This window comes from Lysinibacillus sp. RC79 (assembly GCF_041262405.1).
Taxonomy (GTDB): domain Bacteria; phylum Bacillota; class Bacilli; order Bacillales_A; family Planococcaceae; genus Lysinibacillus.
The window spans coordinates 45076-65432 of sequence record NZ_JBGCCD010000019.1 but is presented as its reverse complement, the minus strand read 5'-3'; the positions used below and the strand labels follow the sequence as shown (position 1 = coordinate 65432).

20 protein-coding genes and 1 riboswitch are annotated in these 20357 nt (G+C 36.5%); of the genes, 10 read left to right on the top strand and 10 right to left on the bottom strand.

What is annotated here, in order from left to right; all coding sequences use genetic code 11:
* Window positions 1-30: 30 nt before the first annotated feature.
* Window positions 31-579, top strand: a complete 549-nt coding sequence (locus tag ABH968_RS17430; protein WP_370045947.1) for a GNAT family N-acetyltransferase — start codon at window positions 31-33, stop codon at window positions 577-579.
* Window positions 580-690: 111 nt separating this feature from the next.
* Here the strand turns inward: ABH968_RS17430 and ABH968_RS17425 are convergent, their stop codons facing one another.
* The gene (locus ABH968_RS17425) at window positions 691-1188 is read right to left on the bottom strand and encodes a GNAT family N-acetyltransferase (RefSeq protein ID WP_370045945.1); all 498 of its coding nucleotides are present in this window, start codon (window positions 1186-1188) and stop codon (window positions 691-693) included.
* A 21-nt stretch (window positions 1189-1209) separates the two neighbouring features.
* Window positions 1210-2175: a S66 family peptidase gene (locus ABH968_RS17420; protein ID WP_370045943.1), complete on the bottom strand. Its 966-nt coding sequence runs from the start codon at window positions 2173-2175 to the stop codon at window positions 1210-1212.
* A gap of 270 nt (window positions 2176-2445) precedes the next feature.
* Here ABH968_RS17420 and ABH968_RS17415 point away from each other — a divergent pair, with 270 nt between their 5' ends.
* Window positions 2446-2925 carry a ribosomal eL19 family protein gene (locus tag ABH968_RS17415; protein WP_370045941.1) on the top strand — a complete coding sequence of 160 codons (480 nt, stop codon included), beginning with the start codon at window positions 2446-2448 and terminating at the stop codon, window positions 2923-2925.
* A gap of 163 nt (window positions 2926-3088) precedes the next feature.
* Here the strand turns inward: ABH968_RS17415 and mprF are convergent, their stop codons facing one another.
* The 3 genes from mprF to ABH968_RS17400 form a co-directional block, all read right to left on the bottom strand.
* Entirely contained in the window at window positions 3089-5611 is a 2523-nt protein-coding gene (gene mprF, locus ABH968_RS17410) for a bifunctional lysylphosphatidylglycerol flippase/synthetase MprF (RefSeq protein ID WP_370045939.1), read from the bottom strand.
* Window positions 5612-5981: 370 nt separating this feature from the next.
* Window positions 5982-6686 (bottom strand): response regulator, encoded by a 705-nt coding sequence (locus ABH968_RS17405; protein ID WP_370045937.1) that lies wholly within the window; start codon window positions 6684-6686, stop codon window positions 5982-5984.
* On the bottom strand, window positions 6687-8288 hold the full coding sequence (locus ABH968_RS17400; RefSeq protein WP_370045936.1) for an ATP-binding protein: 1602 nt from the start codon (window positions 8286-8288) through the stop codon (window positions 6687-6689).
* Between the two features lie 436 nt (window positions 8289-8724).
* Between ABH968_RS17400 and ABH968_RS17395 the strand changes: the two genes are divergently transcribed.
* On the top strand, window positions 8725-9987 hold the full coding sequence (locus ABH968_RS17395) for a dicarboxylate/amino acid:cation symporter (protein ID WP_370045934.1): 1263 nt from the start codon (window positions 8725-8727) through the stop codon (window positions 9985-9987).
* A 98-nt stretch (window positions 9988-10085) separates the two neighbouring features.
* On the opposite strand, the gene ABH968_RS17390 is transcribed toward ABH968_RS17395, so the two are convergent.
* The 4 genes from ABH968_RS17390 to ABH968_RS17375 all read right to left on the bottom strand — a co-directional run bounded on the left by ABH968_RS17390 (window position 10086) and on the right by ABH968_RS17375 (window position 12829).
* Window positions 10086-10565: a hypothetical protein gene (locus tag ABH968_RS17390; RefSeq protein ID WP_370045932.1), complete on the bottom strand. Its 480-nt coding sequence runs from the start codon at window positions 10563-10565 to the stop codon at window positions 10086-10088.
* A 5-nt stretch (window positions 10566-10570) separates the two neighbouring features.
* Window positions 10571-11233, bottom strand: a complete 663-nt coding sequence (locus ABH968_RS17385; protein WP_370046004.1) for a potassium channel family protein — start codon at window positions 11231-11233, stop codon at window positions 10571-10573.
* Window positions 11234-11694: 461 nt separating this feature from the next.
* On the bottom strand, window positions 11695-12147 hold the full coding sequence (locus ABH968_RS17380; RefSeq protein WP_370045930.1) for a TlpA family protein disulfide reductase: 453 nt from the start codon (window positions 12145-12147) through the stop codon (window positions 11695-11697).
* 139 nt (window positions 12148-12286) lie between these two features.
* Complete coding sequence (locus tag ABH968_RS17375; RefSeq protein WP_370045929.1) at window positions 12287-12829, bottom strand: peroxiredoxin; 543 nt, start codon at window positions 12827-12829, stop codon at window positions 12287-12289.
* 406 nt (window positions 12830-13235) lie between these two features.
* On the opposite strand from ABH968_RS17375, the gene ABH968_RS17370 reads away from it, so the two are divergent.
* The 7 genes from ABH968_RS17370 to thiW all read left to right on the top strand — a co-directional run bounded on the left by ABH968_RS17370 (window position 13236) and on the right by thiW (window position 19833).
* Window positions 13236-13778, top strand: coding sequence for a helix-turn-helix domain-containing protein (locus ABH968_RS17370; RefSeq protein ID WP_370045927.1), 543 nt, complete (start codon window positions 13236-13238; stop codon window positions 13776-13778).
* Between the two features lie 17 nt (window positions 13779-13795).
* On the top strand, window positions 13796-14902 hold the full coding sequence (locus ABH968_RS17365) for an ABC transporter ATP-binding protein (protein ID WP_370045925.1): 1107 nt from the start codon (window positions 13796-13798) through the stop codon (window positions 14900-14902).
* On the top strand, window positions 14892-15704 hold the full coding sequence (locus tag ABH968_RS17360; protein WP_370045923.1) for an ABC transporter permease: 813 nt from the start codon (window positions 14892-14894) through the stop codon (window positions 15702-15704). The genes ABH968_RS17365 and ABH968_RS17360 overlap by 11 nt, the downstream gene beginning before the upstream one ends.
* Window positions 15701-16498, top strand: a complete 798-nt coding sequence (locus ABH968_RS17355; protein ID WP_370045922.1) for an ABC transporter permease — start codon at window positions 15701-15703, stop codon at window positions 16496-16498. Before ABH968_RS17360 ends, ABH968_RS17355 begins: the two co-directional genes overlap by 4 nt.
* Window positions 16495-17568, top strand: a complete 1074-nt coding sequence (locus tag ABH968_RS17350) for an ABC transporter substrate-binding protein (RefSeq protein WP_370045920.1) — start codon at window positions 16495-16497, stop codon at window positions 17566-17568. The genes ABH968_RS17355 and ABH968_RS17350 overlap by 4 nt, the downstream gene beginning before the upstream one ends.
* A gap of 222 nt (window positions 17569-17790) precedes the next feature.
* A complete protein-coding gene (locus ABH968_RS17345; RefSeq protein WP_370045918.1) occupies window positions 17791-18987 on the top strand; it encodes an MFS transporter in 1197 nt (398 codons plus the stop codon).
* 68 nt (window positions 18988-19055) lie between these two features.
* Window positions 19056-19163, top strand: a riboswitch (TPP riboswitch).
* Window positions 19164-19332: 169 nt separating this feature from the next.
* On the top strand, window positions 19333-19833 hold the full coding sequence (gene thiW / locus ABH968_RS17340; RefSeq protein ID WP_370045916.1) for an energy coupling factor transporter S component ThiW: 501 nt from the start codon (window positions 19333-19335) through the stop codon (window positions 19831-19833).
* A 75-nt stretch (window positions 19834-19908) separates the two neighbouring features.
* Here thiW and ABH968_RS17335 read toward each other — a convergent pair whose 3' ends face one another.
* On the bottom strand, window positions 19909-20355 hold the full coding sequence (locus tag ABH968_RS17335) for an EVE domain-containing protein (protein ID WP_370045914.1): 447 nt from the start codon (window positions 20353-20355) through the stop codon (window positions 19909-19911).
* Window positions 20356-20357: the final 2 nt, after the last annotated feature.

Genomic DNA, 20357 nt, shown 5'->3' with positions numbered 1-20357 from the left:
AAGACGGTTTCATAATGAAGGGGGAGTTTTATGAGCGATTTAAAACAAGCAGTGCCTGTTTTAAAAACCGAAAGATTAACATTAAGGCCAATTACACTGAATGACGTAGAAGCCATGTTTCATTATGCTTCTAGTGAACATGTAGCTCGATATGTGACATGGGACGCACATAAAAGTTTAGATGAAACAAAGGATTTTATTGCATTGATTTTAACCGGTTATCAACAAGGTCAACACTTGTTTTGGGGTATTGAATATGAGCAAAAATTGATTGGCACCATTGACTTCGTTTCAATTAACGAAACACATAAATTTGCGGAGATTGGTTATGTTCTTTCAGAAGCTTATTGGAATAAAGGGTTAACGACTGAAGCGGCAAAAAAACTAATCGATTTTGGCTTTAAGGAATTAGGATTAGTGCGAATTCAAGCTCGATGCTTTGAAGAGAATATTGGATCTCAAAAAGTAATGGAGAAATCAGGGATGCTTTTTGAGGGGATTTTACGAAAAAGTATGTTTGTTAAGGGAATTCATCAAAATGTGAAAATGTATGCTATTACAGACGATAATTATTTTTAATCAGAACCACTACCATAGCTAAAAGCTTTCCGGAACCCCCTGCTCAGAGGGTGTTTTCAAAGCGCACAAAAAATGAGCCTTACTGAAAATACAGTAAGGCTCATCTTAATGTTACAATAATTTTGACATGTAATATTCATCCATGTATTCCCCATCAACATATAAGGAATGTCTCTTAGTTCCCTCAATTTCAAATCCCATTTTTTTATATAAAGCAACACCTACAGTATTATTCGCCATTACTGTTAGTTCCAAGCGATGCATGCCCTTTTCTTTCGCCCAATCGTCTAGGTGACTAAATAATGCAGTACCAATTTTTCGTCCTCTATAATCACTATGGATGCCTACGACAATATAGGCTCGATGTGAAACTCTAGATGGCATATTATTACCTTGAACAATTAAATAACCAACTACTTTCTTTTCTATTTCAGCTATAAATAAAGATGAATGGCTGTTATTGTGAATATTCTCGATAAATTTAGTAAATTGTTCAGTCTCTAACTTTCGTTCACCTGGCCCGAATAACATTAAATTAGACTCTTCCGCATTTTTTATGACAGCTATGATCTGTTCAGCATCTTCACGTATTGCCTCTCTTATTAACATTTTTATTAACTCCTTTCTTTCTTAAAATTTAGTGACATGTATCATCAAGTCTTTCGTGTTCATTTGGATTTCACCACCAATTGGAAACGTAAAGATTGGCTGTGTATGTCCAAAATCAACATCATAAATAACAGGTATTCTCTTCAAGGTTGGATGCTTATCTAAAATAAAATGCAGCTGCTCCTCTGTCATTTTAGAAGCTCTTTGAAAACGTCCTATTGCAATACCTTTAATATTGCTAGTAGATTGTAATAATGAGGTGAAGTCTCGAGCAAATATTTCTGGATTTACTAGTTCATCATCCTCCACAAATAAAATACTATTTGATAAATCAGGCATATACGGTGTCCCTTGAAGTAGATTTAACGTACATAAATTTCCTCCATATAATTGTCCACTTGCTTCTCCGTCAGAATACACCTTCCAGCTAGCTGCTCCAAAATGACGATTATGCTGATCTAAATACCATGTATCATCACTCCAAATACTTGAAGCTTTAATCGTATATGGTGTATTGTTCATCAAACATTTTTGAAAATAGGATAGTTGATAGTCTTGTGCTTGTTCCATACGAAAGCTAGAAAAATGAGGACCCGAATACGTAATAAATCCACATTTTTTTGTAATAGCTGTTGATAAAGCTGTGATATCACTGAAACCACAAAATATTTTTGGGTTATTCGCTATCATGTCGTAATCCAAATAGGGTAATACCTCATTACAGTTATAACCACCAATGACTGTTAATACAGCCTTTACATTCTCATCACGAAAGGCATCATGAATGTCAGCAACTCGATGCTCAATAGAAGATGAATGCTGAAGATCGCTTTCAAAAATATGTCGACCAAAGGAAACATTAAAGCCTAACTCTTCAAGTCTTTTCTTTGTTTGTTCAGCGCCTTCTGTTGTTATAATTGCTGCGCTACGACTAGGTGCGATAACCCGTATCTCATCACCTACTGTTAGTTTATTCGGAATACGCAAACTGCTCCCTCCCCTTATTAGTTTTAATTCTTCTATTAATCTTTCATCTAGAACTAAAATTTCCTCTATTATTACAAAGCGCTAATGGAAAATCAAATATAAAATTACAATTTTTCCATACATTTTATTTCATCGTGAAGTGAAATAAAATGTATACTATTCAAACGAGGCTAGAACAACAAAACTGGCATGAACCTTAAAAACGCGAGAAATAAATTTTAGAAACGTTGATTTCTTGCTTCCACCAGCTTTGTTTGCTGTTTATCAGCGATGGTTGTTGTTTTACCGGCGATGTTCGATGCTTTACCGGCGATGGTTGTTGTTTTACCGGCGATGTTCGATGTTTTACCGGCGATGGTTGTTGTTTTACCGGCGATGTTCGTTGTTTTACCGGCGATGTTCGATGCTTTACCGGCGATGGTTGTTGTTTTACCGGCGATGTTCGATGTTTTACCGGCGATGTTCGTTGTTTTACCGGCGATGTTCGTTGTTTTACCGGCGATGGTTGTTGTTTTACCGGCGATGTTCGATGCTTTACCGGCGATGGTTGTTGTTTTACCGGCGATGTTCGTTGTTTTACCGGCGATGGTTGTTGTTTTACCGGCGATGTTCGTTGTTTTACCGGCGATGTTCGATGCTTTACCGGCGATGTTCGTTGTTTTACCGGCGATGGTTGTTGTTTTACCGGCGATGGTTGTTGTTTATCAGCGATGTCTGGCGTTCCGGCTCTTATCATTCTTCCGACTATAAAAATCCATAAAAAAAGATGCATCGCAAAGTAATTTTGCAATGCATCTTTTTTTGTATTGGCTGTGCGACCAATGCGTTTAATTATGCTGGCAGCACAGACTCCCTAAAATCCTTAATTAGCTTCTTACTTTTCTCTATGCAAGCAACGCGAGACCATGGCTACTTATTTTCTCTTTTTACCAATTAATAGCGTCACTTGTGCCATTGTAAATGGCAATGAAGATTTTTTTCGATACGCTATATACTTTGGCTCCCAAAAATCTGCATATTTTAATTTAAAGTTTTTTAATCCTTTAAAATGGTAGAAGTGCTGCCCATGTAAAAATATTTGTGCTGCAATTTTTTCACTCAAAAAGGAATACCTAGACTGTCCTACATTTGACAATGGCGACATCCCCATATTAAAAACGCGATAGCCTTCTGCTTTTGCCCATTCAAAGAGCGACAGGAAAATGAAATCCATCGTTCCAGACGGTGCTCCCGGCTTAAAACGCATGAGATCTACTGAGAGTCTTTCGTCATTATCGTACATTGGCATGAGACTGGCAAAGCCAATAACCCCTTCTGCACCACGTAAAGCGGCAATGTTAGAAGTGCTTAAATAGTGTTCATCAAAAAAGCCAAGAGAAAAACCTTTTTCTGACCTTCCCTGCAACCATTTCGTTGATACTTCTTGCAATTCAGTCATTAATTCCTGTGAGTAAGGAGGGCTTACTACTTCAACTGTAAAATTTTCTCGTTCAAATTTATTTTTTACAGCTCGACGTCCCTTCATTCCTTTACCAGTAAGTGTAAACTTATCTAAATCTACAAAAGCTTGCTCGCCAAGCTTAAAAAAACTATACCCATGCTCATGTAAAGAAGGGAAAATTTTATTGTTAATTTCATAAAAGACTGGTGTATAACCATGCTTATCTGCCATTTCCAAAAACTCCTGAATAGCAGATGAAAAATCAGATTCATTTCCCACTGGATCTCCTAGTACAACGATTTTATCAGCAAATATTTGATAAGAAAATAAAACTGTACCTTTTTTATTCCAATGTACATATTTGTCATGTAAAAAAATCAAATGTGAATACTCCGTCCCTTTATAGGTCATCAAATGATTTTTGATGATCTCTTCTTGCTCACTTGATAAAAACTTTTCCATTTTCTTAGGTGCGCGGATAAAATAGCCTATATAAAAAATGACAATTGCTATTAGGATGCCAATTACTGCACTATAAAATAGGTCTCGGTAATCTGTAATGATGTATTCCTGTAGAACGGCTGGAATACGAATTTTGGAAGAAGGTAAGTTCACATAACCAATCAATACATACATCGCTGTAATGATTGTCACTGCAGCAAGGTCAATCAAAACGATTCCCCATGTTAACACGTAACTTTCACGGTAAAATTGTTTTTTCGAGGCAATTAACAGCCCTGCGACAATCAGTAAAAAAATAGCTTCTTCATAGTCCAAGCCTTTAAAAATTGAAAATATTGCGGAACTACTTAGCACAATAAGGCTAAGCTGATATGCCCTTTTTACTTTATATTTAATCCCCCTACATAACCCTAAGAGAATAAAGCCAGCTGCAACAGTCAGTTGATGAGAGACATGCATGATTGGCGAAGATAAAAATTCTTGAGCTATTTTTAGTCGATTTAAAATACCCGGTACCGACGCTGAGAGCAATAATACAATGCCAGAGAGAAATACCAATATCGTTAATGACATGTGGCTCAGCTTCTGAAGAATAACATTTGGCAAGTCATCCCATGATTGATTCCAACGTTTCCAATATTCTTTTACAAATAAAAGAGAAGAGACCAAAAATGGAAGCACAAAGTAGCCAATCCGGTACAAAATTAATAGAAAAAGGACCTTTTCATCAGCGATTCCTAAGCTTTGAGTCCCCCATAAAAAAACAAGGTCAAATGAGCCAACTCCACCAGGTATCATACTGACAATCCCCGCACAGGAAGCAATTAGAAATACGGGAATTAATCCGGATAATTCTATTGGTATCTTCAAAATAAAAGTTAATATCCAGATAACTAAAAAGACCGCAAGCCATTCAGTTACTGAAGTTGCCATCAATTGAAGAGAAATCTTTGGATTTATAGAACCTGCTTTTTTATTGCGAATGATGAGCATAGCAATAAAAATTGGAACATATAAGCTGACAAGAATAACTGCTATCTTTAACCATCGTACTTCTTTTAGCAATGGGAAGTCCCAAAAGAATATATACATAATCCAGGCTAACAGCGAAATCCCTGTTAAATAAAAGAGTGTTACGGAGGCAATGCTTTTTAACAAATCTTCCTTATCCTCTTTATATTTCGAATAGAAATAATTACGCAGAAATACGCCAACTAAACCACCAAAGCCAATAAGGTTTGAGAAGGTATTCACAATAAATGAATGATTCAGCAAAATACGATTGTTTATTTTGATTCCTAACATTTTCACTAAAATAACATCATAAAAAATCATCGGTGTAATAGCACAGAAGGTGATAAAAAGAATAAATAAGAGCTTCCATATCTGCAATTCATTGACTTCTTTCTGAAGCAAATGAACATCTATCCCACTTATCGTTTGTAGAATTTCATAAATTGCTATTGCTAAAAGTGCTATTGGAAATAGAATTTTCAAAAATTTAAATAGCGACTCTTTTCGAACGTTGAACATGTATTAAACCTACTCCCCATATGCTTTCTTGAAACTTTAAACGTCTGTTCATTGACAGCAGATTCTTTTTAGATGATAAAAAAATCCTCTTAAAACAATATACCATTATTGTAACGTATTCTCTGTTATATGTATCGTCATAGCAAGTTTGTCTCTCGGGTTAAAGCATATTTTATTCTCTCTTTTGAGTCTATTTTTCTCTATACCCTTTCTTCCAAGAATCTAATCCGTATATTGGTGAGAAACCAAAAAGGTTGCCCTATAAAAGATGTATTAAACAGCTTTATAAGACAACCAATTCAGAATAGAGGAGGGAGACTTCTGTACCTGTCGCTACGCTTTCGGTACAGAAAATAATTGCTGAAAGAAGTTAAATATAATATCGATGGATAGGACGTCCCACACTTCCATATTGTATATCCACCTTTAATAAATTTTGTTTTTCTAAAAAATCCAAGTAACGTCGAGCTGTTACACGAGCCGTTCCAATATACGTGGACACTTCTTCCGCTGATACGGCTTCGTTACTCTCTTGAATATAGGCAAGTACCTTGTCTAATGTTGCTCGGTTAAAACCCTTTGGTAGCTCGTCAATTATGATTGTCTCAGTGATTGGAGGAACCACTATTTGCTCAGGGATACGTTGCTGCATTAGATGATCCACATCATGCTGTGTTAGATCTTGCATACCACTTATTTTCTTTCTATAAGCTTGATAATTCTTTAAAGTTTGTTCAATTCGTTCAAACGTAAAAGGTTTCATAATATAATCATAGACGCCTAGGTGTAAAATTCGCTGCACAGTAGGCATATCATTCGCAGCAGTTACGGCAATAACATCAACTGGAATATGTTCTTCACGAATTTTTCCTAGCGTAATAATACCATCCTGCTCTGGCATAAAAATATCCATAAAGACAAGTTCAGGGTTTAATTGTTTAATCTTCTCTACCCCTTCTATCCCATTACTAGCATAGCCTATCAGTGAAAATCCTTTGATTTGCTCAATAAATTGCCTGTTCACTTCTCGTACCATCGGATCATCTTCAATTAATAACACATTTATTACATCCATCTACTCTTCCCCTAACTCAAATAAGATTAAGAAACTTGTCCCTTTCATAAATTCACTCACTACCTCAATATCGCCATTACCTTTTCTTACGATTTCATGTATTAAATGCAAGCCAATACCGCGATTCTCACTTGCCTTTGTAGAAAATCCATTTTCAAACATACGAGCTTGCACCCCTTCAGACATCCCGATTCCATTATCAGAAACAGCAATTGCTAGCACACCGTCATGCTCATCTACAGAAATCGCTACATATTTATCATCCTTTGAAAGAACATTTAGTGCTTCAAATGCATTTTCAATTAAATTTCCTAACAAGACGACAAAATCGTTGTGATCTAATAATGGTGGAAAGCGTTTAAAATGACTTTTTCGATCAATTTCTACTTGTATGCCTAATTCCTTGCCATAACTAACTTTACTTAGCAATAATCCTGAAATATTTTCATTATGGAAGCGTTCATTCAAAAACTTCGTTAAAGAAGCTTCATTTTCGGTAGTAGTTGTAACGTATTCAAGCGCTTGCTTTGTATGTCCCAATTGCAGAAGTCCTGCAATAGTATGAAGCTTATTTTTATGCTCATGTGTTTGTACACGCAGTGCTTGCACAAAAGCTTTAACACCCGTTACCTCTTCCGCAAGCTTTTTCACCGCTGTTAAATCTTTAAACATGGCAACTGCTCCGACTAATTCTCCATTCACAATAATCGGGACACGATTACTCAAAATACTATGATGATTGATGTAGAGCTCTTGATCGTATACAGGCGTTGCTGTTTCAACAATTTCAGGCAATCGTGTGTCAGGTAAAACATCATAAATCTTTTCCCCAATACAATCCTCTATCTTTCTAGTAACTCCTAATATATCAGCTGCTTTTTCATTAAAAATTGTAATATTCATTCCTTTATCGACCGCTATAATTCCTTCATGCATAGCATTGAACGTTTCTGTTCGTTCCACATACATCTTTGCAATCTCATGAGGCTCAAGCCCAAACATTTGCTTTTTAATATGTCGGCCAAGTGTATATGCCCCACAAATACTAAAAACAAGCGATATAAGAAAAGTAATAAAAATTTCATGCTCATAATTTTGCAGCATTTCTATAAAAGTTGGCAGTGAATACCCTACAACGACAATACCTACTTGTTCTTTTTTGTCATCAATGATGGGGACGAAAGCTCGAATCATTTCACCTGCTTCCCCTTGCGCCTTCGATACATAATAATGCTCACTAAAGGAAGCATTTAAATCCTGTGATTCACTACGCTTCCCTATTTCTTTACTGACTGGGTGAGATAGTTTAATACGATCCATATTCATTACAACAATATACTCTGCTTTATTAACAACACGAATTCCATCTACAATTTTATTGACATTTTTCGCCGCTTCTTTAATATTGTTATTTTTCAAATGCATACTGATTTCTGGCACATTTGATACAGTCCGCGCAACGAGCATAGCACGCTGACCAAACTCCTTTTCTTGCTCAGTTAAGAGGTTTCCAAGTACAAAAATGCCACCAAGTAAAAAGGAGAATGCAATGATTAAAAATGTCACTAACAAGATTTTGCCGTTTACAGGCATTTTTATCATTTAAAATTCCTTCCTTTCCAAATTTGCATTTCACTATTAGAAAAGCTTAATGGGCGGATTTTACTCAGGCTCAGAATGTCACTTCTATCAATGATATGCTTTTAAGATTATCTTCAAAAAAATCTTTTGACAACACTTTTAGTTGACATAAGTAGGAGAAAGTCATGAACTTAATGAACAATATTACGAAAATTGACATAAAACAAAATTTTCTATCATTAATTATTTTTGTATTATAACAATAGTAAATTATTCACAGAGCATCATAACAGCTTGAGTTATTGAAAACACTACGTTTTATTTAAAATATGGATGAATGTACTTAATGAACGATATGTTTCTTATTTTCTAAATCTCTTTTTTCTAAAAGGATTCGCTATGATAAATCTAGTGAAAACGATATCAAAGAGAAAATTTAGAAAAGAGGTAGCATACAGTGAAATTACTGAAAAATCTGACCGTTCAGGTTATAGCTGCGATCATTCTAGGGGTTATTGTTGGGGCAATCTTCCCTGAGTTTGGTGCAAGCCTTAAAATTCTGGCAGACTTATTCATTAAGCTAATTAAAATGTTAATCGCCCCTATTATCTTCTTAACAGTTGTAATTGGAATCGGTAGTATGGGAGATATGAAAAAGGTTGGAAAAATCGGAGGAAAGGCGTTACTGTATTTCGAAATCGTCTCTACCATTGCTTTAGCAATCGGTATTGCTGTTGCAATGATCGTTAGCCCTGGTACTGGATTAGATACATCAGGTGCTTCCGAAGCTGACATCTCAAAATATACAACCGCTGCTGCAGAAAGTGAGCAAGGCTTAGGTGCTTTCATCTCTAGCATTATTCCCGAAAACGTAGTAGGTGCACTTGCAACAGGACAATTACTTCCTGTGTTATTCTCCGCAATCTTGTTCGGCTTAGCTGCTGCTTCTATTGGAGCACCTGCAAAACCTGTCATCACATTTTTTGAACAAGTGGCAGAGATTTTCTTCAAAATCGTAAGTATGGTGATGAAAATATCTCCAATAGGTGCTTTTGGTGCAATGGCCTATACGATTGGTAATTTTGGTTTGAAATCGTTAGGTAACTTAGGCCTATTAATGGTTGCGGTATATATTACAATGTTCTTGTTCGTAGTCTTTGTTTTAGGAACGATTGCAAAATTCTTCGGCTTCAACATTTTCAAATTTATTGCTTATATTAAAGACGAGATTTTCTTAGTAATTGGTACTTCATCATCTGAATCTGCCTTGCCATCTATGATGCGTAAATTAGAAAACTTTGGCTGCTCTAAACAGGTTGTTGGCTTAGTAGTACCAACTGGTTATTCCTTCAATCTTGATGGAACTTCCATCTACCTATCAATGGCTGCATTATTTATTGCACAAGCATATGGAATGGAATTGACGTGGATTCAGATTATTACACTTCTTGGGATTTTAATGATTACATCCAAAGGAGCAGCTGGTGTAACTGGTTCTGGTTTTATCACATTAGCAGCGACACTTGCTGCCTTCCCAATGATTCCAGTCGAAGGGATTGCGCTATTAATTGGTGTTGACCGCTTCATGTCTGAGGCACGTGCCGTAACAAATTTAATTGGTAACGGTGTAGCTTGTGTAGTCGTATCAAAATCTGAAAAAGAGTTTGATGTAGAAATGCAAGAACGTGCACTTCAAGGAAAAACTACTATTGTATCCTAGCGCTTTAGCCTAGACGAAAACTATGCCCTTGATTATCCATTAATTGCTTTAACAAGAAAGGGTAGTGATGACAGCTAGTTGCTGTTTCACTACCCCTTTTATTTAACATATTGTTCAAGCAAACGTTGCGTATTTGTTGATTGCTCAAGTGCTTTTTTCTCTTTTACCCAATAGATCAAATATTGCTGATCTCCAACATTAAAAACCATCTGCTGTAATTCCTCATTTAGCTCAGAGCTAATAGCGACCTTTAAAATATCCACCTCATATAAAGGCTCTCCTTTTATTTCGTAGACAATATGATAGAGTGGTTTTTCTTCAAATATAGATCGCTCTTTTTTGCTTAGTTTCTTAACATGGCTTAGAGGATAGTTTTCATTATAGGCAGTTGCATCCTGACCTGTTACTCTAAATAAAGATTGCTTTCCTTTAAATAGCTCGATTGCATCAATTTCTGCTGCGTGATCTAAAACGTGAGAAATAGCCTCTTCCTCATTTTTGTCGCGAGATTGCAATGTAAAAGCGCCGATAAGAATAATTGCAGCAAATATAACTAGTTTCCATCTTCGTTTATTCATTTTCATTACCCATTCAATGCCTTTTTGACAAAGCGGTTAATATCTACATCCGCCCCAATGACAAGCATAATATCTCCTAGCAAAATCTTATCACTCGCCTGTGGAGACACAATGATATCTGCACCACGCTTAAGACCTACAATATTAATTCCGTACTTTGCACGAATATCTAAATCCATAATGGAGTAACCTGCAATCGCATCATTGGCCTTAAGCTCCATAATTGAATGTTCATCCGAAAGCTCCAAATAATCAAGCACTGTATTAGACAGCATATTATTGGCAATACGTATCCCCATATCACGCTCAGGATGCACGACAAAATCTGCACCAATTTTACGCAGAACTTTTTCATGGTAATCATTCTGTGCCTTTACAGTAATCTGCTGAACGCCTATTTCTTTTAAAATAATAGTCGTCAAAATACTAGCTTGAATATCTTCACCAATCGCTACGATAACATGCTCAAAATTACGAATACCTAATGAAATTAATACCGACTCATCCGTCGAATCTGCGATAACGGCCTGTGTGGCAATGGAAGCAAACTCGTCCACCCGCTCTGAGGAATGATCTATCGCCATAACTTGTGCGCCTTGACTCATTAGTTCGCGGCAGATGCTTCCTCCAAAACGTCCAAGTCCAATGACAGCAAACTCTTTTTTCATCATTAAAAATCCCTCCGAAAACTACTATACCATTATTGTAACGTATTCTCTGCTATATGTATCGTCAAAACAAGAGACTATTCGTCAATAAAAGACATCTCTTAGATATTCTTTGTAGGAATCCTCTGATCATATTCAGGAACACTCGGTTTTCTTCTATGTTTAGGGTACTTCTTAGGACGCTTGGCTTGGGGCTTTTTCGCTCGGATCATGTCTTAATTTGATCAGGTTGCTTCCTTTTTTGCTCGGGTCACCTCTTGATTTGATCGGGTTACTCCCTTTTTTGCTCGGGTCACGCCTTGATTTGATCAGGTTACTCCTTTTTTTGCTCGGGTCGGATTATGAACGTTCCGCCCGATTTTTCCGCTCAGGTAACTAGGATACCTCTCCGATTCCCCTCCCGTCTTTTTTCCATAAAAAAAGACGAGGAATAAAATATCCTCGCCTCTTAATCTGCAATTTTATGCGTTGCGCATTTCATCTAAAACACGATTCACACGTTTTTCTAGCATTTTCATACCGCTACCACCAGCTTGCATGTGACGAAGCTGACCATCTTTATCGAACACAAAATACGCAGGTACGTATTGGTTTTCAAATGCATCTGTTAGCTTTAATTCGCTATCCACAAAGATTGGTTGCACAATGTCATGTTCTGCTGCTACCGATTTGATTGTTTCTAAATTTGTATCTTCCTCAGAACGTGGCATATGCACTGCAATAACGTTTAACTCATCTTTGTATTGATCACGGAAATTGTTCACATCCGGCATTGCTTCTTTACATAAATGACAACTAACTGACCAGAAGTGGATTAACGTTGGTTTTTCGCCTACTAATTCCGCTTTTGTTACTTCACCATTTAACCAAGTCGTTGCGCCTACAAGTTCAGGCATTTGTTCACGAAGTTTCATAAAACATTCTCCTTTTTCCTTTTTCTATATCAAGTTTAAAAAAATCCCCACAAACTTACTGTGGGGACTCTTTATTTTTTGAATGATCCAATTACGCTAAGCTTTGAATTCAGTTCAAAGCCCGACATAAAACTCTAAATTAAAGAGTTGCTTGACCTGGGCGCCAGTTTGCTGGGCAAAGACCACCAGTTTGTAAAGCTTGAAGTACACGTAAAGTTTCATCTACATCACGGCCGATGTTGTTATCGAATACTGTTTGGTATTTTAATTCGCCTTCTGGGTTGATGATGAATAAGCCGCGTAGTGCGATACCTTCTTCTTCAATTAATACACCATATTCTTTTGAAATTTCGTGATTTGTATCTGCTGCTAATGGATATTTTAACTCACCAAGACCATTTTTAGTGCGGTCAGTGTTAATCCAAGCTAAGTGAGTGTGGATTGTATCAGTAGAAACACCGATTACTTCTGCATCTAAGTCTTCGAACTCATCGTAACGATCGCTCATTGCAGTGATTTCTGTTGGACATACGAAAGTGAAGTCCATTGGATAGAAGAAAAGAACTGTCCATTTGTCTTGTGCTTTAATGTCTTCTAATGATACTTTACCAAATGATTTGTCTGGAAGTACTGCTTCCATTGTAAAGTCAGGTGCTTGTTTACCTACCATGCGTTCTGCCATTATAAATCCCTCCGATTAAATATGTAGTGTATATATTCCATTCGCACCAGCGAACTCGTCTTCTACGATAACAGAGTAATCGTAGTTTTTCAAACAAGTAAACTTCACAAAAGTGCGCATTTTAAATTGTCTGACAAATTTCCGTCAAATCCCCAAATGGAATAGCTGCTACAGCATATTTATTAGCTATTTTTAACAATTTTATTCTTATTTAAACGAAATTTTTCTATGCGATATTTATGTATAATTTCTAAAAATTTCATCTACTTTTTTTTCATAAAAAACGATTGCAAATTCTTTATTATTATGTATAATTGTAATGGTTTTAGTAAACTAAAAGTTTCGTTAAAGTAAACTTCGTATTTCAAAAGTTTATGATTGCTAAACTTCTTCTAGGAGGGAAAAGATGCAAATAGGAGCAAAAATCAAAGCGCTTCGTTTAAAAAAAGGTCTTACCCAAGAGGAGCTTGGAGAACGTACAGATTTAAGTAAAGGGTATATCTCTCAATTAGAACGTGATCTTAATTCACCTTCCATTGAATCTTTATTTTCAATATTAGAAGTATTAGGGTCAACACCTAAGGAATTTTTCGATGATGAATCACCTGAACAAAAGGTTGTATATACAGAGGAAGATCAATCCACTTATACAGATGAAGAAAAAAAATATGAAATTCAGTGGCTTATTCCTACATCAAACGAAAAAGAGATGGAGCCTATTTTCTTAACACTTGCTGATGAGGGGGAATTCAAACAGTTTGAGCCCTCACTCTCGGAAACATTTATTTATGTTGTCGAAGGGCGTATTCGTCTCGTTTTAGGAGATGAGCAGTACATAGCGAGTAAAGGCAATGCTCTCTATTTTGACGCGACAGATCATCATCAAATTTTTAATGCACATGCTGATGAAACAAAAATTTTACTTGTCGCAACGGATTCATATTTATAGCTTAAGGAGGCACATCTATGACAACGAATTCGATTATCCGCTTTGAAAACGTTTCAAAGTCCTATAATGACGGCACGGTCGTCTTAAAAAACATTAACTTGGAGTTAGAAAAGGGAAAATTCTATACACTGCTAGGTCCTTCTGGTTGTGGTAAAACAACTATTTTACGTATGATTGCTGGATTCACAGAACCGACTTCAGGAAATATCTATTTTCATGATAAAAAAATCAACTCAGTGCCAGCAAATGAACGCCAAGTAAATACTGTTTTTCAGGATTATGCGTTATTTCCTCATTTAAATGTCTTTGAAAACGTCGCATTTGGACTTCGCATAAAAAAACTCCCTGAAAGTGAAATTAAAAACCGTGTTGCTGAAGCATTAAAATTCGTTAACTTATCCGGCTATAGCAATCGTGAAATTTCTGAAATGTCTGGTGGTCAACGCCAACGTGTAGCTATTGCTCGTGCGATTGTGAACGATCCTGAAGTAATTTTACTGGATGAGCCTCTTTCTGCTTTAGATTTAAAGCTACGTACAGAGATGCAATATGAGCTACGAGAATTACAACAACGACTTGGGAAAACATTTGTCTTTGTCACACACGATCAAGAAGAAGCACTTGCGATGAGTGATGAAATATTTGTTTTAAGTGAAGGTGAAATTCAACAATCTGGAACACCGGTAGATATTTATGATGAACCAATTAACCGCTTCGTTGCGGATTTTATTGGTGAATCAAATATTGTTCCTGGCGTAATGATTGAAGATTTCAAAGTAGAATTTGCTGGTAAAGTTTTTGAATGTGTTGACCAAGGTATGAGACCAAACGAAAAAATTGATATTGTCATTCGACCAGAGGATTTAGAAATGACAACAATCGATAAAGGCAAACTTGTCGTGAAAGTTGATACTCAATTGTTCCGCGGGGTGCATTATGAATTATCCACGTACGACAAAGATGGTAATGAATGGCTTGTGCATTCATTGAAAAAAGCTGAGGTAGGGACAGAAATTGGCTTAGACTTTGATCCAGAAGCAATTCATGTAATGCGCTTAAATGAAACAGAAGAAGAATTCGATAAACGTTTAGAGGCGTACGGGGACGACGAAGATGCAAACTAAGACTTCTAAATCAGCCTTATTTCCTTATGTTTTATGGATTGCACTTTTTGTTATCGCGCCGATTGCACTCGTTGTTTACTATTCCCTACTAGATATACATGGCAATTTCACGTTCGATAACTATAAAGCATTCTTTACTTCTGTCTATTTAAAAATGACATTAAGTTCATTCTGGTATGCGTTTTTAATTACGTTCTTTACGTTACTTGTTTCGTATCCAACAGCCTATTTTTTAACGAAGACGAAACATAAACAGCTTTGGCTTTTACTAATTATTATTCCTTCTTGGATTAATCTTTTGTTAAAAACATATGCCTTTATCGGGATTTTCGGCTTATACGGTCCATTAAATGCATTTATCGAAGTATTTGGTTTTGATCCGAAGCAAATGCTATTTACTGACATTAGCTTTGTGTTCGTTTCCGTTTATATTTTTATTCCATTTATGATTTTACCGATTTTCAACTCATTGGATCGTTTAAATCCGGCTCTTATTTATGCAGCACGTGATTTAGGGGCATCTGCCTTTACTACATTCCGTCGCGTTATATTGCCTTTAACAATGGACGGTGTTAAATCAGGTATTCAAGTTGTATTTATTCCTGCATTATCACTCTTCATGATCACTCGTTTAATTGCAGGAAACCGTGTTATTACACTTGGTACAGCTATTGAACAACAATTCCTTGTAACTCAAAACTGGGGAATGGGTTCAACAATTGCTGTGTTCTTAATTTTATTTATGGTCATCGTTATGTTAATTACAGGACAGAAAAAGGATAAAGGAGGTCGCGTACGATGAAAAAACTATCTGCTACAGCAAGAGTGTATTTAGCGATTGTTTTTATCGTTTTGTATGCACCTATCTTCTATTTAGTCTTCTATTCGTTCAATAGTGGCGGATCGATGAATAATTTTGAGTCCTTTACGTTAGAACATTATAAAGCCGTGTTTGAGGATTCACGTCTACTCGTAATTCTAATTAACACAGTGATTGTGGCATTACTATCTGCATTGATTTCTACAATCATCGGGACACTAGGAGCTATTGGTATTGTCACTGTAAAAGATTCAAAAATGCGCAATACATTACTTTCTTTAAACAATGTGTTAATTGTTAGCCCGGATGTCATTATTGGTGCAAGCTTTTTAATTTTATTCACAATGATTGGTATTAAATTAGGCTTTACTTCTGTGTTAATAGCACATGTAGCGTTCAGTGTCCCAATTGTTGTACTAATGGTTTTACCGAAACTATTAGAAATGAATAAATCATTAATCGATGCTGCATTAGATTTAGGGGCAACGAAAAAAGATGTCATGATGCGTGTTATTTTACCGTATATTCAACCTGGTATTTTTGCAGGATTCTTCCTTGCCTTAACGTATTCTCTAGATGATTTTGCTGTAACGTTTTTCGTGACAGGTAACGGCTTCAGTACTTTATCTGTTGAAATTTACTCGATGGCACGTGCCGGAATTTCCTTAACGGTTAACGCTATTTCTGGTTTAGTATTCTTTGTAACGGTTATCGTCGTAGTTGGCTATTACTTCATTACAAGCCGCGCTAGTAAAAAAACGGGGGGAACTCAATGAAGCAATTAATTCAAGCAACAGTCGCAATCCTTGTCGTTTCCGCCCTTTTGTTCTATGCTGCTGACGCCCTAAGTGCCGGCGGTGGGAAAAGTGGTAAAGATACGTTAACAATCTTTAACTGGGGAGAATATATTGACCCAGATTTGCTGAAGCAGTTTGAAAAAGAAACAGGCATTCACGTCATCTATGAAACGTTTGATTCAAATGAAGCAATGATGACAAAAATTCAACAAGGTGGTACAGCTTACGATATCGCAGTACCTTCTGAATATATGATTGAAAAAATGAAGGAAGAAAACTTACTTATTCCTTTAGATAAAACGAAAATCCCTAATTTTAAAAATATCGATCCTTATTTTTTAGATTTACCATTTGATGACGACAATAAATATTCTGTTCCATATTTCTGGGGAACAGTCGGCATTGTCTATAATCCAAAGCTCGTTGGAAATTTAGACTTCTCATCTTGGAAGGACTTATGGGACCCTTCGTTAAAACGTAAAGTCTTTTTAGTAGATGGTGCACGTGAGGTGATTGGTATGGGCTTAAACAGCCTTGGCTACTCACTCAACTCTTTAAATAACAAGGAGCTACGTAAAGCTACTGATAAACTAATCACATTGGCGCCAAATGTTAAAGCCATTATCGGGGATGAAATTACACCGCTGATGGTTAATAATGAAGCTGCTGTGGCACTCACTTGGTCTGGTCAAGCAGCTGACATGTTGTCAGAAAATGAAGAATTAGACTTTGCTGTACCAAAAGAAGGCTCAAATTTATGGTTTGACAATATGGTTATCCCAAAAACATCAAAAAATATAGATGGTGCACATGCCTTCATTAATTTTATGCTGAAAGCTAAATCAGGGGCTAAAAATGCTGATTATGTAGGCTATTCTACCCCTAATATTGCAGCGATGAAATTAATGGATAAAGAAGTTGTATCTGATAAGCGCTTCTATCCTTCTGAAGAACAACGTAAAACATTAGAAGTTTATAAAAATCTAGGTCCTGATTACTTAGGCAAATACAATGAGCTGTTTTTAGAATTTAAAATGAGTATTCGATAAACCATTTTAACCCACTTATAGCTGTTCTCACGTTACAAACGTTGAGAACAGCTTTTTTCGTTTAGCTGGAGATACACTTCTGTGAAAAAACTAGCTGGCCGTATTTGTGTTAATAAAAGAATCCCCATGAATTTACTTGTAAATCTCAGACTTATAGTCAATAGCAAACGTACAAGCCTTGTGGTAGACTGTAGTATATTTGATTAAAGAAAGGGGTATTCGATGACCCAGCAGAAGTCTAACAAGGCGGCTTTGTATATTTTAATGTTTAATATGTTTATCGCAATGGGGAGTATCGGAATTATTATTCCTGTCATGCCTGAGTATTTAAAACTATTTGGTGCTGCAGGACAAGTACTTGGTATGTTGATTGCAACGTTCGCCTTTGCACAATTCGTATTTTCTCCAATCGCTGGGAATCTTTCGGATCAATACGGTCGAAAAAATCTCATTATTTTTGGTCTTATCGTAACAGGACTTGCACAAATTGGTTTCGGGCTTTCTACAGATGTATGGATGCTCTTCTTGGCACGCTTTTTAGGTGGTCTTGGTTCTGCATTTGTGGCTCCTCCTATAATGGCTTTTGTGGCAGATGTCACAACGTATGAGGAACGAGGAAAAGGTATGGGTATGCTAGGGGCAGCAATGTCCTTGGGTTTTATGATCGGACCAGGTATCGGTGGATTCCTCTCAAAAGTTAGTTTGCATTTTCCATTTTATACTGCTGGATGTGCAGCTATCTTAGCAGCTATTTTATCGTTCTTTTTATTACCTGCTACAAAACCGAACACCGCGAAAAAGGCGCAGAAGCAGGATAATCTTGTAAAGCAGATGGCCCGTTCAGTCCGAATGCCTTATTTTGTCATGCTAATTATCATGCTTGTATTCTCTTTCGGAATTGCTAACTTCCAAACAACACTATCATTATTTGTTACAGAGAAGTTTAATTACACACCTACTGATATCGCCATTATATTAGTTATGGGCGGCGCTTTTGGTGTTGTTGTACAAATATTTGTTATTACACCGCTGTTTAATCGCTTCGGCGAAATGAAAGTAGTGTTAGTCAATTTATTTATTGCAGCCGTTTCGATTTTCTTAATATTATTCGCATCTGGTTTTGCACTTATTTTAATTGTAGCGACAATCTTCTCTACAGCTACGACATTGATTCGTCCAGCTGTCAACACATTGATTTCAAAGCTTGCTGAGAATGAACAAGGCTATGCAGCTGGTCTGAACAATGCTTATATGAGTCTTGGTAATATGATTGGTCCAGCTTTAGCAGGTATATTATTCGATTGGAATATGAACAGTCCTTATATTTTCGGGTCTATTATTTTAATGGCTTGTTTCTTCCTTGCCCTTATTTGGACAATGAAAAAAGCACCACACCTTATGCATCCTGATACAAAATAGTCTGAAAAGTTATTGACTATTTTGAGTAGTATGCTACATTATTATGTGAAAAACCAACAATTTAATCCTTTTACCACTAGGGGAGTCTTTAAAAGGCTGAGACGTATATTATCATATACGGACCCTTTGAACCTGATCTAGTTCACACTAGCGGAGGGAAGTGGCGACACTTGCTTTTTGTTATGTAAATGCAGGGCCGCTTCCTATTGTTTTTAGGAAGCGGCTTTTTCACGCTCTAGCTGCAGTATTCCCATGTTTAGCGGCGTTTCTCACGCTTTTTGCGGCGGAAATTCCATGTCTACCGGCGATAACTATAAAAATTCATATTTCTAAGGAGTGGAAATTATGTCAATTCGAAAACTAACAATCATGGCCTTATTAGTAGCAATTGCCGTAGCAGGTTCTACCTTTATTTCAATACCAACGGGAATTGCACGTGCCTATCCTGTACAACATGCTATTAATGTTATTAGCGCTATCATTCTTGGACCAGTGCCTACTGTTATGGTCGCCTTTGTCACAGCCATTATTCGTATTTTAACAGGCACAGGCTCACTATTAGCTATACCTGGCAGTGTTATTGGCGCTTTGTGTGCAGCTCTTGCCTATAAATACAGCGGCAAGCAATGGCTTGCAGGTGTCGGTGAAATGTTTGGGACAGGTATTATTGCCTCACTCATTGCAGTACCTTACGCACATTTATTAATGGGGACATCCGTTGCTGCTTTATTTTTCATGCCGGCTTTTTTAACCTCAAGTACTATTGGTGCTGTCTTAGGCATTGTCATTGCTAGCAATTTGCGTAAAACAGTATTTGTAACTAACCTTAACACTTGGCTTAAATAATGATTAATAGCAATTTAACATTACTTTCTTAATGACAATTAATTAAGAAAGTAGCGTTTTTTGTTCCTACCAAATTCACCCATACTTCAATGGTAATCCCATTTCATGAGCAATTGATAAAAAGTCTTTTTTGCTTATTTCAAAATGACCGAATCTGAATTTATAGCCATATTTCGATTTGTCTTCTACAAATTCTAAATAATCTAAGATCCTTTTTATTGGTACTGCTTTTGCATCTTTATAAAAGTCTATATCTCTTCGAAAAGGAATAAAATTTGCTGCCATTTGGAACTCGTATATTCGCTCGTCTTTTACTCTTCCAATTGCAGTAAACGCTCTTACAGGTTCATTACCATCTAGACTTTTTTTAGGAGAATAATATATAATCCAGTCTCCTTTTCTCATTCGTTTCAAAGGTCTTTCTTTGCCGTGGCATAGCTGACTGAATCCTCCCTCAACCCCTTTTTGCACATGATTGAGAGATGCCACGCCAATCCAATATTTCGTGTCCTTTTCAGTCATAG

What these genes read in the sequence shown, in the direction of transcription:
- ABH968_RS17430 (WP_370045947.1), top strand. Translation starts at nt 31, where the DNA reads ATGAGCGATTTAAAACAAGCAGTGCCTGTTTTAAAAACCGAAAGATTA.
- ABH968_RS17425 (WP_370045945.1), bottom strand. Translation starts at nt 1,188, where the DNA reads ATGTTAATAAGAGAGGCAATACGTGAAGATGCTGAACAGATCATAGCT.
- ABH968_RS17415 (WP_370045941.1), top strand. Translation starts at nt 2,446, where the DNA reads ATGGTTGTTGTTTTACCGGCGATGTTCGATGCTTTACCGGCGATGGTT.
- mprF (WP_370045939.1), bottom strand. Translation starts at nt 5,611, where the DNA reads ATGTTCAACGTTCGAAAAGAGTCGCTATTTAAATTTTTGAAAATTCTA.
- ABH968_RS17405 (WP_370045937.1), bottom strand. Translation starts at nt 6,686, where the DNA reads ATGGATGTAATAAATGTGTTATTAATTGAAGATGATCCGATGGTACGA.
- ABH968_RS17400 (WP_370045936.1), bottom strand. Translation starts at nt 8,288, where the DNA reads ATGATAAAAATGCCTGTAAACGGCAAAATCTTGTTAGTGACATTTTTA.
- ABH968_RS17390 (WP_370045932.1), bottom strand. Translation starts at nt 10,565, where the DNA reads ATGAATAAACGAAGATGGAAACTAGTTATATTTGCTGCAATTATTCTT.
- ABH968_RS17385 (WP_370046004.1), bottom strand. Translation starts at nt 11,233, where the DNA reads ATGAAAAAAGAGTTTGCTGTCATTGGACTTGGACGTTTTGGAGGAAGC.
- ABH968_RS17380 (WP_370045930.1), bottom strand. Translation starts at nt 12,147, where the DNA reads ATGAAACTTCGTGAACAAATGCCTGAACTTGTAGGCGCAACGACTTGG.
- ABH968_RS17375 (WP_370045929.1), bottom strand. Translation starts at nt 12,829, where the DNA reads ATGGCAGAACGCATGGTAGGTAAACAAGCACCTGACTTTACAATGGAA.
- ABH968_RS17370 (WP_370045927.1), top strand. Translation starts at nt 13,236, where the DNA reads ATGCAAATAGGAGCAAAAATCAAAGCGCTTCGTTTAAAAAAAGGTCTT.
- ABH968_RS17365 (WP_370045925.1), top strand. Translation starts at nt 13,796, where the DNA reads ATGACAACGAATTCGATTATCCGCTTTGAAAACGTTTCAAAGTCCTAT.
- ABH968_RS17360 (WP_370045923.1), top strand. Translation starts at nt 14,892, where the DNA reads ATGCAAACTAAGACTTCTAAATCAGCCTTATTTCCTTATGTTTTATGG.
- ABH968_RS17355 (WP_370045922.1), top strand. Translation starts at nt 15,701, where the DNA reads ATGAAAAAACTATCTGCTACAGCAAGAGTGTATTTAGCGATTGTTTTT.
- ABH968_RS17350 (WP_370045920.1), top strand. Translation starts at nt 16,495, where the DNA reads ATGAAGCAATTAATTCAAGCAACAGTCGCAATCCTTGTCGTTTCCGCC.
- ABH968_RS17345 (WP_370045918.1), top strand. Translation starts at nt 17,791, where the DNA reads ATGACCCAGCAGAAGTCTAACAAGGCGGCTTTGTATATTTTAATGTTT.
- thiW (WP_370045916.1), top strand. Translation starts at nt 19,333, where the DNA reads ATGTCAATTCGAAAACTAACAATCATGGCCTTATTAGTAGCAATTGCC.
- ABH968_RS17335 (WP_370045914.1), bottom strand. Translation starts at nt 20,355, where the DNA reads ATGACTGAAAAGGACACGAAATATTGGATTGGCGTGGCATCTCTCAAT.